General features: G+C 59.4%; 9 protein-coding genes. 7 read left to right on the forward strand and 2 right to left on the reverse strand.

The genetic code is table 11. The annotated features are described in order from the left end of the window. Positions 1 to 117: 117 nt before the first annotated feature. The 4 genes from PR017_RS27895 (at position 118) to PR017_RS27910 (ending at position 6671) form a co-directional block, all read left to right on the forward strand. The gene (locus tag PR017_RS27895) at positions 118 to 2322 is read left to right on the forward strand and encodes a TonB-dependent siderophore receptor (RefSeq protein ID WP_111218333.1); all 2205 of its coding nucleotides are present in this window, start codon (positions 118 to 120) and stop codon (positions 2320 to 2322) included. A 770-nt stretch (positions 2323 to 3092) separates the two neighbouring features. Continuing rightward, positions 3093 to 5138, forward strand: a complete 2046-nt coding sequence (locus PR017_RS27900) for a peptidase domain-containing ABC transporter (protein WP_279619581.1) — start codon at positions 3093 to 3095, stop codon at positions 5136 to 5138. Continuing rightward, positions 5135 to 6370, forward strand: a complete 1236-nt coding sequence (locus tag PR017_RS27905) for an HlyD family secretion protein (RefSeq protein WP_279619578.1) — start codon at positions 5135 to 5137, stop codon at positions 6368 to 6370. Before PR017_RS27900 ends, PR017_RS27905 begins: the two co-directional genes overlap by 4 nt. A 61-nt stretch (positions 6371 to 6431) precedes the next feature. Next, a complete protein-coding gene (locus PR017_RS27910; protein WP_111220922.1) occupies positions 6432 to 6671 on the forward strand; it encodes a flagellar hook protein in 240 nt (79 codons plus the stop codon). A gap of 105 nt (positions 6672 to 6776) precedes the next feature. Here PR017_RS27910 and PR017_RS27915 read toward each other — a convergent pair whose 3' ends face one another. Next, entirely contained in the window at positions 6777 to 8483 is a 1707-nt protein-coding gene (locus PR017_RS27915; protein ID WP_111221655.1) for an extracellular solute-binding protein, read from the reverse strand. A 98-nt stretch (positions 8484 to 8581) separates the two neighbouring features. Continuing rightward, positions 8582 to 9484 carry an NAD(P)-dependent oxidoreductase gene (locus PR017_RS27920; RefSeq protein WP_161959371.1) on the reverse strand — a complete coding sequence of 301 codons (903 nt, stop codon included), beginning with the start codon at positions 9482 to 9484 and terminating at the stop codon, positions 8582 to 8584. 590 nt (positions 9485 to 10074) lie between these two features. On the opposite strand from PR017_RS27920, the gene PR017_RS27925 reads away from it, so the two are divergent. From PR017_RS27925 to PR017_RS27935, 3 genes are all read left to right on the forward strand, one after another. After that, positions 10075 to 11148, forward strand: a complete 1074-nt coding sequence (locus tag PR017_RS27925) for a 2,3-butanediol dehydrogenase (RefSeq protein WP_111221657.1) — start codon at positions 10075 to 10077, stop codon at positions 11146 to 11148. Between the two features lie 142 nt (positions 11149 to 11290). Beyond that, complete coding sequence (locus PR017_RS27930; protein WP_111221658.1) at positions 11291 to 11575, forward strand: YciI family protein; 285 nt, start codon at positions 11291 to 11293, stop codon at positions 11573 to 11575. After that, a complete protein-coding gene (locus tag PR017_RS27935; protein WP_111221659.1) occupies positions 11572 to 12585 on the forward strand; it encodes a Gfo/Idh/MocA family protein in 1014 nt (337 codons plus the stop codon). Before PR017_RS27930 ends, PR017_RS27935 begins: the two co-directional genes overlap by 4 nt. Positions 12586 to 12589 lie beyond the last annotated feature (4 nt).

Consider the following 12589-nt stretch of genomic DNA (forward strand, 5'->3'; position numbering starts at 1 on the left):
GATATCTCGGCAATTAAAGTTGACTACTACATTCATGAAATCATACCTGCCATCGGCTCGCAGGCGGGCAAGGGGTAGTTTCTGACGAAGATATCCGTGAGGATATGGGGGTACGACATGATTGAACGGCGAGCCGCGGGGCGCTACGGTTACAATATCCTGAGGGCGACTGTCTTGGCGCTGGCTGCCTGCGCCGCCTATCCGGCATTCGGCGAAGACGCTCAACCAACTGCAACGGCCGAGACCGATGTGTTGCCCAAGGAGAGCCGGATAAAGGGCGACACCGTGCTGAAGCCGATCGTCGTCGGTAAAGGCAGCAACGCCGCGACGCAGGGCTATCAACCGATCTCGACCGTAACCGCGACCCGCACGGATACACCTCTACTCGATATCCCGCAGGCCGTGAACGTTGTCAGCCAGGACGTCCTGAGGGACCAGAATGCCCGATCGCTGGACGATGCACTTGCAAATATCAGCGGTGTTGCGCAATCGAATACGCTCGGGGGCACGCAGGAAGCCGTCATCCGCCGCGGTTTCGGGGACAACAGGGACGGTTCGATCCTCATCGATGGCATGAAAACCGCGATGTCTCGCAGCTTCAATGCAACGACCGATCGCGTCGAAGTGCTGAAAGGGCCGGCGTCGACACTTTACGGCATTCTTGATCCCGGCGGCATGATCAACATCGTGACGAAGAAGCCGGAACAGACTTTCAGCGGCAAGACCTATACCAGCGTTTCAAGCTTCGGCGGTGGCTCTGCCGGATTTGATTTCACGGGCCCGATCGAAGGCACCGATTTAAGCTATCGCGTTGTCGGCGACTACAAGCACGTCGACTACTGGCGCAATTTTGGCGTCAACAAGGATTGGGTGCTCTCACCGTCGCTCACGTGGTCCGGTGACGATACCGAAGTGACCGTCTCCTACACGCATGAAGACTATAGTGTCCCCTTCGACCGCGGGACGATCTTTGATCTCGCCACCGGCCATGCCGTCAATGTCGACCCGAAGATCCGCTTCGACGAACCCTATAACATCAGCGACGGGCAATCGAACCTTGCGTCTGTCCACGTCAAGCGCGACCTTGCCGAAGACTGGAAGCTGACATTCGATTACACCTACAGCATCAATACCTATTCTGATAACCAGGCCCGCGTAATCTCCTATAATGCAGCGACCGGGATCCTGACGCGGCGGGCGGATGCGACGCAGGGCTCGACGATCTACAATCACGCCGTTCGAACAGATCTGTCCGGTGACGTCGATATTGCCGGTTTCCGAAATGAGCTGCTGTTCGGGACGTCCTACGATTATGCGGATACGCTCCGGACCAAGTTGATCCGCTGCGCCAATCGCTCCGGGTTCAATATCAATAATCCGACCTACGGTACGCTACCGGAATGCACCACCGTATCGGCTGCCGACAGTGACCAGACAGAGCAGATCTCGACGGCTTCCATCTATGCCCAGGACGCGTTGCATCTCAGCGATCAATGGATCCTGGTCGGCGGTTTTCGGTATCAATATTATGATCTGATGGCCGGCAAAGGGCGTCCTTTCAACGAGAATACCGATAGCAACGGCACTTCTTTCGTTCCACGGGGCGGCATTGTCTACAAGATGACCCCGGACTTCTCGCTGTACGCGAACGCTGCCAAGACGTTCCGTCCGCAGTCTTCCATCGCCAGTTATTACGGCAATCTCGACCCCGAAGAAGGCGTGGCCTATGAGGTCGGTGCCAAATTCGACGTGCTTGACGGCATCACCGCGAACGTCGCGCTGTACACTAGCGACAAGAAGAATGTCGCTTATTCCAGCCTCGATCCGGTGACGGGCGATACGGTGGTGAAGACGGCAGGCCTCGTGCGGGCAAGCGGCATCGAAGCCGATCTGGCGGGCGAAATCACCGATGAGATGAGTTTCATTGCAAGCTACGGCTATACGCACGCGCGGATCCTCGAGGATCCCGACTACGCCGGAAACGAGCCGGTCAATGTACCGCATCATACGGGCTCGCTCTATCTCACCTATGATTTTGGTGAGATCGACAGTCGTGGTGATTCACTGAAGCTTGGAGGCGGTGTTCGCGCCGTCGGGCGGCGTCCCGGGATCAACACGAACGCCTACTACCTGCCGGGCTATATGGTGGCTGACGCATTTGCAGCCTACACTTGGAAAAACGACCGCCCGTTGACGCTCCAGCTCAACCTCAAGAATATATTCAACAAAACCTACTACACGTCATCGATCGGCACGACAGCGTTGGGAAACCAGATCGGCGAGCCTTTCAGCGCGGTATTGTCAGCGAGCATCCAGTTCTGACAGGTAGCTGATAAAATCGCTTGTCGATGGGTGGCTTGACGGCAGGCTTCCGTGAAGTCTTTTCACCAGCCTCTTTGGCTCGTTTTCCGTAGTCCGCTTTCGTGAGGCGGACTACGGCCGCTCCTATCCTTTGTCCGCAGCGTTGGCATCTCTGTCGGAAAACACACCCACCGTCCGGATCTCCCGTCGCCTATCTCGCAGCTCCTCAATCCATGAGGAATCCCTGCAGATACATCTGGGCCAGAGCCTTTGGCCGCCCCCCCTTCAAACCCGAAATCATCCTGATTGTGGCGGCAAGGTGGGCCGCCGCAACATCTCTCAATATAACTAGACCCAACTCAATAATGAGCCATGCCATACCTTTGGACACGGCAGCTTGATTGCCACGCAGGAATTGCGAGTGCAGGCAATCAAGCGCCGACAACGATCCAAGGGAGCTTTGACGTATGTTCTTACATCACTCATCTGCACGGAATTCGGGACCAGTCAGTACCCTTGGTCTGATGCGAGTTCTGAACTGGATGTAAAAGTCCAAATCTCCCGAACTTAACCATCGTGTGCAGAAAAACTCGTCGACGGCCCTGTCGTGAGCGGACGGTCGTCGGCCGGAATAACGGCCGGGCTTTCGTCGAAAATTGCATCCCATTTCTCATTTTTCACCACCGCTAAAGCGAGATCGTCAGTTGTTTCTCACGGCCCTCCATAAACGCTACGGGATTGAGCCTCTGCTACAATCCGAAGCCGCTGAATGCGGGCTTGCGTGCCTGGTGATGGTGGCCGGCTTTCACGGTCATCGGATAACCTTGTCAGAACTTCGCCGCCGCCACGCTGCATCCGCAAACGGTACGACCCTGAAAACGCTCATCGCCGTCGCTGACGATCTCGGTTTGACGAGTCGGCCGCTGAAGCTGGAAATGGCAGATATCGGCAAGCTGAAGACACCCTGCATTCTCCACTGGGATATGTCGCACTACGTCGTGCTGACGCATGCATCCGGCCGGTGGGTGGACATCCACGATCCCGCGAGCGGCCAGCGGCGGCTTTCCCTCAACGAAGCATCGAAACATTTTACCGGGATAGCGCTGGAACTCACGCCGGCAACCACCTTCCGAACACGCAAGGTGGTCGAGCGGGTGCGCCTGGCCGACCTGTGGTCCCGGAGCGCAGGCTTCATTCCGAGCCTGCTGCAGATCCTGGCGCTCTCCACCCTGTTGCAATTCTTTGTTCTGCTGTCGCCGCTGGTCAACCAGATGATTGTCGACGAGGCCATCTCAAAAGGTGATTTCAGTCTCTTGAACGTCATAGTCATCGGCGCGGGATTGCTGCTGCTGGTCCAGAGCGCCACGACCTTGTTGCGCGGGTACGTGCAGATGCACTTCAGCACGCTTCTCACCTTTCAGATGCGCGGCAATCTGTTGCGCCATGCCTTGCGCCTTCCTGTCCCGTGGTTTGAAAAACGTCGTCTCGGCGATATCCTGTCGCGTTTCAACTCCCTTCAACCGGTTCAGGATCTGCTGACAGGTGGCTTTGTGTCAGGCGCGCTGGACGGTTTGATGGCGATCATCACGCTGGCTGTGATGTTGATCTACGCGCCCTATCTGGCAGGCATTGTGCTGGCCTCGCTGGCGCTGGTCATTTGCATCCGCTTGGGGACTTTCCCTTGGCTTCGCAGCCTGACCAACGAGGGCATCCAGCACCAGGCCAAGGTGGATGGTATCCTCCTCGAAACTATCCGTGGAGCGCGAGCATTCAAGCTGTTCGGACGTGAACTGGAACGCCACGGTGTCTGGCAAAATGCCTATGCCGACAGCATCAACAACAATGTACGCGTCCAGAAAATCAGTCTCAAAGGCTCGGCAGGCCTATCCTTCCTGACGGGTGCCGAGATGCTTCTGGTCTTCTATTTCGGCGCCGGCAGCATCATCAGGGGAGAGATGACGCTCGGCATGCTGCTGGCTTTCCTTTCCTATCGGAGCCAGTTCAGCACGGCAGCGTTTTCACTCGTCGATCAGTATTTCAAATTTCGCATGATCGGCCTTCATCTCGAGCGCCTGGCCGATGTGGTGCATCAGGATCCCGAGCCCGCCCTCAATGCCGCAGCACGCGAGGATCGTCCCCTTGCCGGATCGCTCCTCGTGCGCAACCTCTCCTTTCGCTATGCCGAACGTGAGGCATGGGTTCTGAAGGATGTATCCCTCTCCATAGAGGCGGGGCAGTCCGTCGTCTTTGTTGGCCCTTCCGGCGGCGGCAAGTCTACCCTCTTGAAATTGTTGATGGGCCTCTATCCGCCGGGCGAAGGCGAGGTGCTTGTCGACGGTCTCCCGCTCGGGGCGTTCGGGATGCGCGCCTATCGAGCCAAGGTTGGTGTGGTGATGCAGGACGACCAGCTTTTTGCGGGGACGATTGCCGACAACATCGCCTTTTTCGATCCTGAGATCGATATGGCGCGGGTCGAAGAAGTAGTCCGCCTCGTTGGCCTTCATGACGAAATCATGCGTATGCCAATGGGCTACATGACCCTGGTTGGCGATCTTGGATCGACGCTGTCGGGTGGGCAGCAGCAGCGAGCTCTCCTCGCCCGTGCGCTTTACCGCAAGCCGTCCATATTGTTCCTCGACGAGGGGACGGCCAACCTGGATGTTCTGTCGGAGCGCCGCCTCATGCAATCGCTGAGCAAGCTCCGTATCACCCAAGTGATGGTCGCACATCGCGCCGGAGCCATCGAGGGAGCTGCCCGCGTCTTCGCAGTGGAGAACGGCAATATACGCGAGCTGAAGCGCGACGTGCCGGCACAGCCGCTGCAGGTGGTGCCATGAGTACCTTGTTCCGCACCGAAGCCACTGAACATCGCCGCCGTATTGGCGGGGAGGTGATGATCGCACAACCGGTGAGCCACGGGATGATGACGGCCGTCCTCGGCTGCCTCGTGGTGGTAGGTGCAGCCTATCTCATGACCGGCACCTATGCGCGCAAGGAGACGGTGCAGGGCTACATCGCCCCGACTGGCGGCCTGGCGCAGATCTACGCCGCCAGGGGCGGTACGGTAACACGCGTGCTCGTCCATGAGGGAGACCTGGTCATCCAGGGACAGCCGATGGTGGAGCTGTCGCTGGAGATGACCGGCGCTGACGGCACGGTTGGTGAAAAATTGCGGATCGAGACGCAAGCCCGTATCCAGTCCATCGACACACAGATCAAGGCATCCAACACCCGCTTCGACCAGGAGGAGCGGCGCCTGTCTTCCCGTGTCGAAGGACTGGGCAGCGAACTGGCGAGCCAGGAGCAACGTCTGGAGTCTGAACGCCGGCTGCAAGCCCTGCAGACAGACGATACCGGCCACTACGCCAAGCTCCAGGTCAATGGCGGCGGCACGCGTTTTGAACTATCGCGCCGCCAGCAGCAGATCTTTGCCCAGGAGAGCGTCATCCACGAACTCGAGCGGCAAAAGGAACAGCGGCAAGGCGATCTTGTCGATGCCCGCTCGCAATTGGCCAGCCTGCCGGCTGGAAGGGACGACAAGCTCGCTCAGCTACAAGGTCTTCGCAGCGAGCTTGAGCAATCCCTCGCCCAATTGCAGGTCAACCGCGCCTATGTGGTCGTCGCGCCGGTGGCCGGCCGGGTTGCGGCGCTGCAGGCCCAGCCCGGGCAGACTGCCATCGCCCAATCGCCTCTTGCCGCCCTCGTGCCTGGTGGCAGCAACCTCGAAGCCAATCTCCTCGTTCCGCCGCGCGCTGCTGGCCTTATCCAGCCAGGGCAGGAAGTACGGCTCAAGGTCGATGCCTTTCCATATCAGCGTTTCGGGATGCTTTTAGGACATGTCGTTCAGGTCTCCCGCGCAACCTATCGCGAGGGTGAGCTTCTGGCTCCCATCGCCCTCACAGCTCCCGTCTACCGGGTCACAGTCAGCCTCGAGCGTACCAGCATCGCCGCGTATGGCGAAGAGCGTCCGCTGACCCCCGGTATGACCCTAATCGGCGATATCGTCACAGATCGCCGACACTTCACCGACTGGATATTGGACCCTCTGATGGCCATAGGCAGCCGGTGATGACTGAAGGAGGGGAAGGCCAGGCAGGCCACCCCCCAACCCAACCTGAAAGGAGACTAACATGAACAACATCATCGAACTCGACATCGCCCAGCTGGATCTCGTGAGCGGCGGCGCCTCCACGGTCGCTTCCACGGTCACCATCGGTGCCGATGGTGCTGTCAGCGGCAGCTACACCTTCGGTTCGAAGTCAGGCACGTTTTCGGCATCGCTGCCGGCTGAAGTTGTACAGAAGGCTGGAACATTCTCGTTCAGCAACGCGTCTGGCGGCTTCAACTTCAATAGCTCGTTTGCTAGCTAAACGCCTCTGATCGCATGAATTCCGGCAGCCGGTTCCCGGCTGCCGGTCCATCCGGGCCTGATCGGCACTAACGCCTGGGCATTGAAGCGGCCAGCCTCTGGCTTTTTAGCGCCGACTTCCTGGGCCTGCACGGAGCTGCAGGTCTACCTGCCTTGCAGCGTCATCGAGTGCCGCTCTGTCAGATTTAAACCCCGACAGGGCGTTGTGGACCTCTTCGCCGAGAATTCGCTCTATCGCCGTATACTGGGGGATATTCGGCCGTTGCCAGGTGTGCAGAAGGTTCTTTTTTGCCAGCTGATCGACGAACCTGACGATTGGCGAGCTTGCCGCTGCCTCCGGGTCGGCGCTGACCGAAAAACGCGGCGCAATGGGAAAGCCGTTCTTGACGTGAGCCTTCATCGCCTCGCGCGATGCCATCCAGGCGATGGCGTCGGCAGCGAGCTCCACCCGTTCTTCCGGCAGGTTGGTCGGAATGCAGAAAAGAAACCCGCCGATGGGTGACGCGCGGGTGCCGCCGGGTCCCGCGGGCTGGGGTAGATATTCGACCCGTCTCTTGACCACGGAATGGACGTCGTATTCGAAACGCGCGGTGCGCATCGTCCAGAAATAGCCGAGACTGGCCTTGCCGGTCATGAATACGTCGAGTGTGCGGTCCCATGCCATGTTGAGGATGTCAGGAGGCGAGATCTCGATCAGGCGGCGCATGAAATCCAGAGCCGCCAAACCGGCATCGGAGGAAATCGTGCAGTGCAACTGTTCGAGATCGACGCCTTCCAGGGTAAAGCCGGCACGGGTTTTTCTCAGCGAGATTGTCGGCTGGCCGCAGGCGCCGAGGAAGAACATGAAGCTCGAGGCTATCGGCATGCCGCGTGCACCGTCCCACACCGCGCCGTACATGCCATGGTTCGGCGCGTGAAAATGCCGCCCGGCCGCGATGACGTCTTCGAAATTGCGCGGGAAGTCCAGGCCTGCATCGGCAAAGAGGTCCTTGCGCGCCGCCAGGATTTCGACGGTGCAGTAGCCGGGAACGCCGTAATCCTGCCCGTCCCATCTCGCCGTCGACCATATGGATGGGTGAAAATCGAGTGGATTGATGCCTGTCTTCTGGACCAGTGCGTCGATCGGACGAATGATGTCCTTTTCAACGAACTCCCCGAGCCACGGCATGTTGATGGCGATCACATCGTATTCGGAGACCGTCTTCTTCCGGTTTTCGAGGGCCCTGTTGTACAGATCCGGAAGCGACAGGAGATCGAAGCTTTTCCGGGATGCAAGGTTGTTGCGGAAATCGGCCCACATGTTGCGCATCGCCGAGAAATAATTGTCGTTGTTGAGCAGGAAGCGCAGCTCGATCTGGGATTCGGCACGTTTCTGCATCAGCCGCATCGGTGGAATGATGTGCGAGCCGAGCGGGGTACCGCCAAAATAATAGTCGTCTTCCTGCTCGCCGCTTCTGAGGCCCAACGTCTGCGCGAGCAGGGACTTGGTCTTGCCGGCATAGGCCTGGAAGGCCTTCAGCAAGCTTTCGCTCGGTTGCAGCGCAAAGCTCTTGCCCGTCGTTCCCTTGGCGACCTTGAGAATATATCCGCTGTCGACGAGCCGGTTTATCAGCCGCATGGACGTGGCATAGGGCAGGCCGGATTCCTGGCCCAGCGTCGAGATCGATACGGTCTGGGTGTGGATGTGGGACTTGATGAGATACATGACGATCCTCCAGACAGGATCTTCGTCAAAGCCGACGACGACGTCCTGAAAAGGCCTGCGGGTCCTTTCCAGAAATTCGATCACGCGCAGCATTTCGTATTCGTTCACGTCGGCCCTCCCGCCCGTCGCGTCATGACATATGGTCGTAGCTCTACCTGATCCTTTTGGCTAGGATCGGTGCAGATAGGGACCAGAATGCCGGCGGGCTATTTTTCGGTAGGAGGGGCAAGTCCGGCGAGGCGTTCCGATTGCTCGAAGAGCACGAAGAAGTCCTTGTCGGCCTGGCCGCCGGCGTAGGCCGCCTCGTATTGCTGGCGGATCATCGATGCCAGATACATCGGAGTGTGGTCGGCCCGTGCCGCATCCAGGATGAGGTCGAAATCCTTCATCATCTGGGATACAGAGAATGCAGGATCGAAATTGCGGTTGACCAGCAGGTCCCGCTTGTAGGCGATCAGCGGTGAGGCCACGGCGCTCTCGCAAATCACCGACAGCATGGTCTCGACCGTGAGATTGCCCTTCAACCCGAGGGTAAGGGCCTCTCCCAGAAGCGCCGACGTTGCGCCGACGAGCGCATTGAGTACGAGTTTAAGGTAGCGCGCCTCCTCGGCCTGGCCGACATAAAAGCGGCGGGACGCAAAGCATTCGAACATCGGCTCCACGCGCTTGTAGGCCTCCTCAGGTCCCGACGCCATGACCGACAGGGTTCCGGACGATGCGGTCGCGGTGCTGCCGGAGACTGGTGCGCGCAGGTATGAAACGCCAAGCGCCGACATTGCCTCGTTGACTTCCGTAGAAATTGCCGGCGACACCGTGCTCATTTCGACCAGGATCTGTCCGGTCTTCATCGTGGTGGCAAGGCCGCCCGGCGAGAAAACGAGCTCCCGCAGAACGGCGTCATTCGGGATTGTCAGAACGATGACGTCGGAAGCGGCTGCCAGATCTTCCAGCGAATGCGCCACATTGGCGCCCTCGGCAACGATGGTGGCGCGGTTCTCGGGCAAGGGCTCGTAGACGTGCAAGGCATAGCCGGCATCGAGAACGCGGCGGCTCATCGGGGCACCCATTTTGCCTATGCCTGCCCAGCCTACTGTAAATCTCTCGCTCATCGACCTCTCCCTTGTTCCCGACGACCAGCAGCGCCGGTTTGCCGATCCCTTGCCTGCGGGGGGAACGTGCGTGTCGACCAATGCTCGGCATTCGGCCGCATAAACTGTCTCCGTCCTCCCGGAGAAATTAATAGGACGAAGTCGGGATGGAATGCTTGGCAGAAAATATCCAATCCGGACAAATATAGGTTTGTCGGACATCGTGTTTATCCACTAGCTTCCTGACAGGATGGTCAGCCGTTCCCGGGAGGAACACGAACCGACAATTTTGCAAATTGGCACGCTTTACTTCGGTAATGCGGCACCGTTGCCTGTTGTCGATATTCCGGGACTGGAGGATCTGGGGTGAGGAGGAGGACTTGATGATTGGATCGCTGCAGGAAGGGTCGTTGCCGTAACCGGCTTTCGGTCACCCACCATTGAATTCCTGGCGTCTGCCGTGTCCGACCAAATCACCTGAATTGAAGAGAGCGAGGAGCGCGCATGCTACCCGCTTCCGCGAATTAAGTCTGAGGGCGAGGCCGGTGCGCCTTGCCAGCCGCAATCATTCAAACGCGCGGCTTGCCACGTGAAAATGAGAGGATCTCCGTATGAAAGCCGTTCGATACTATTCGAAGAAAGACATTCGCGTTGAAGATGTACCCGCTCCGTCCGGGCCGCTGGGCGATGACATGGTTCTCATCGAGCCGCTGGTTTGCGGCATCTGTGGAACCGATCTGCATGAATATATTGCAGGACCGATCGTCACGCCGAGCACGCCGCACGTCTATTCCGGCGCGGTCCTGCCGCAGATCCTCGGGCACGAACTGTCTGCCCGGGTCCTGGCGGTCGGCAAGAACGTGACGCACGTCGCGCCGGGATCGCGTGTCTCGATCCAGCCGCTGATCTCGCCCCGCGACGACTATTACGGTCGCCGGGGACTGTATCATCTCAGCGAAAAGATGGCCTGCTTCGGCCTGTCCTGGGAATGGGGTGGCATGGGGGAACAGGCGGTCGTCAACAGCTACAATGTCTTTCCGGTGCCGGACAGCGTCAGCGATGTGCAGGCAGCCATGATCGAGCCGGCAGCGGTTGCTCTCTACGGCGTCGATCGCGGCGGCGTGGAGGCAGGCAGCACTGTGCTGGTCTCCGGCGTCGGCCCGATTGGCGCGCTGGTTCTGCTTGCAACGCGGGCAGCCGGTGCGACGACCATTTTCGTTTCCGAACTGAACCCGAACCGCCGCGCCCTTGCCAGTAAGCTGGTGCCGGAGGCGATCGTCTTCGATCCGCGCGAGGTGAATGCCGAAGCGCTGTTCCGCGAGCACACCGAGGATGGCGTCGGCGTCGACGTGGCGCTCGAATGCGTCGGCGCGGAGGCTTCGCTCAACCTCTGTGCCAGGGCCGTCAAGCGTCAGGGTACGGTCGTGCAGGTCGGTCTGCACGTCAAGCCGGCTGCCATCGATGCGATGCTCTGGGCTCTGAAGGACATCACGGTCGAGGCGACCTGGTGCTACCCGGTGACGATCTGGCCAAGGATCGCGCAGATGATCGGATCTGGCATCTTCCCTGTCGAGCAGATCGTCACCGCGCAGATTTCTCCGGACGACGTAGTCGAAAAGGGCTTCGAGGCGCTGCTCGATCCCAATGCGTCCCACATGAAGATACTCGTCAATATGAAAGCTTGACCGGAGCACTGCCCATTGGATTTCGGCGGCCGCATTAGGGCGGTGGCGTTGGTAACCGCCGAAACCATCGGCGGCGCTATGGGTCAATGTCCGATGATAGACGGCGGCTATTCGATCGCCTGAACAACGAAGAGGTTTTGTAATGCACTATATCGTTCACTGCCTGGACCATCCGGGCGCCGTGGAAAAGCGGCTTGCCAACTACGAAGCGCACAAGGCCTATCTCGGCGCCGCAAAGACCAAGACCATCATTTCCGGGCCGCTCCTCGCCGATGACAACGAGACGATGATCGGCTCGCTCTTCCTGTTCGAGGCAGACACCATCGAAGAGATCGTCGCTTTCAACAAGGCCGATCCGTTCACGGCAGCCGGCGTCTGGAAGTCGGTCAATATCCATCCCTTCAGCAAGCGGGTGGACAACAGATGACAATGATCGAAAACAAGCCGGTGCTTGCTGCCATCGTCGGCCTCGGCTGGTGGGGCAAGAAGATGGCGACCCTGGTCAATGCCGGGGGTGCGGAAATGCACTTCGTTCGTGCTGTAGATCCGAGCCCGGAGGCAGAAAGCTTTGCCGGCGAGATGGGCCTGCAATTCTCCTCGGATATCGCCGATGCGCTGGCCGATCCCGACATCGAGGCTGTTGTCCTTGCAACGCCCCACTCCCTGCATCAGAAACAGATCGCCCAGGCAGTGGCTGCCGGCAAGCACGTATTCTGCGAAAAGCCGCTGGCGATGACCAGGAAGGATGCCGAAACCTCCGTGGCGTTGTGCCGTGATGCCGGGCTGGTTCTCGGCATGGGCCACGAGCGTCGTTTCGAGCCGCCGATTGCCGAGATCCTCCAGGCGGCAAATAGCGGCAAGCTCGGTCGTCTGCTGCAGATAGAGTCCAATTTCAGCCACGACAAGTTCCTCACCCTCGATCCGTCGAACTGGCGGCTGAACGCGGAGCAGGCGCCTGCCGGTGGCATGACGGCAACCGGCATCCATCTGACCGACCTATCGGTCAAGCTTATGGGGCCTGCAAAGGATGTCCGTGTCATCTGCGAGAACCTCGCTTCGGAGATCCCGCAGGGGGATACGATGAGCGCCCATATCCGCTTCGAAAACGGCGGTTCGGCCTATGTGTCCGCGACGCTGGCCACACCGTTCATCTCGCGGTTCGCGGTCTTCGGGACGTTGGGTTGGATCGAGGTGCGCGACAAGGCGCACGTCGAATCGCCGGACGGCTGGATCGTTACCGAGGGTTGGAAGGGCAAGCCCATCACCGTGCGCGAAGTCGCGCCGGCCGAGCCGGTTCGCGACAACCTGCGAGCGTTTGCCCGAGCCGTGCGCGGCACCGATCCATATCCGATCAGCGGCGAGGAGATGATCAACAACATTGCGCTTCTCGAAGCGATTATCCGCTCCGCACGCTCCGGCGTCGTCGAGCAACTTTGACAGG

Source organism: Rhizobium tumorigenes (genome assembly GCF_003240565.2).
Classification (GTDB): Bacteria; Pseudomonadota; Alphaproteobacteria; order Rhizobiales; family Rhizobiaceae; genus Rhizobium; species Rhizobium tumorigenes.

What these genes read in the sequence shown, in the direction of transcription:
- PR017_RS27895 (WP_111218333.1), top strand. Translation starts at nt 118, where the DNA reads ATGATTGAACGGCGAGCCGCGGGGCGCTACGGTTACAATATCCTGAGG.
- PR017_RS27900 (WP_279619581.1), top strand. Translation starts at nt 3,093, where the DNA reads ATGGTGGCCGGCTTTCACGGTCATCGGATAACCTTGTCAGAACTTCGC.
- PR017_RS27905 (WP_279619578.1), top strand. Translation starts at nt 5,135, where the DNA reads ATGAGTACCTTGTTCCGCACCGAAGCCACTGAACATCGCCGCCGTATT.
- PR017_RS27910 (WP_111220922.1), top strand. Translation starts at nt 6,432, where the DNA reads ATGAACAACATCATCGAACTCGACATCGCCCAGCTGGATCTCGTGAGC.
- PR017_RS27920 (WP_161959371.1), bottom strand. Translation starts at nt 9,484, where the DNA reads ATGAGCGAGAGATTTACAGTAGGCTGGGCAGGCATAGGCAAAATGGGT.
- PR017_RS27925 (WP_111221657.1), top strand. Translation starts at nt 10,075, where the DNA reads ATGAAAGCCGTTCGATACTATTCGAAGAAAGACATTCGCGTTGAAGAT.
- PR017_RS27930 (WP_111221658.1), top strand. Translation starts at nt 11,291, where the DNA reads ATGCACTATATCGTTCACTGCCTGGACCATCCGGGCGCCGTGGAAAAG.
- PR017_RS27935 (WP_111221659.1), top strand. Translation starts at nt 11,572, where the DNA reads ATGACAATGATCGAAAACAAGCCGGTGCTTGCTGCCATCGTCGGCCTC.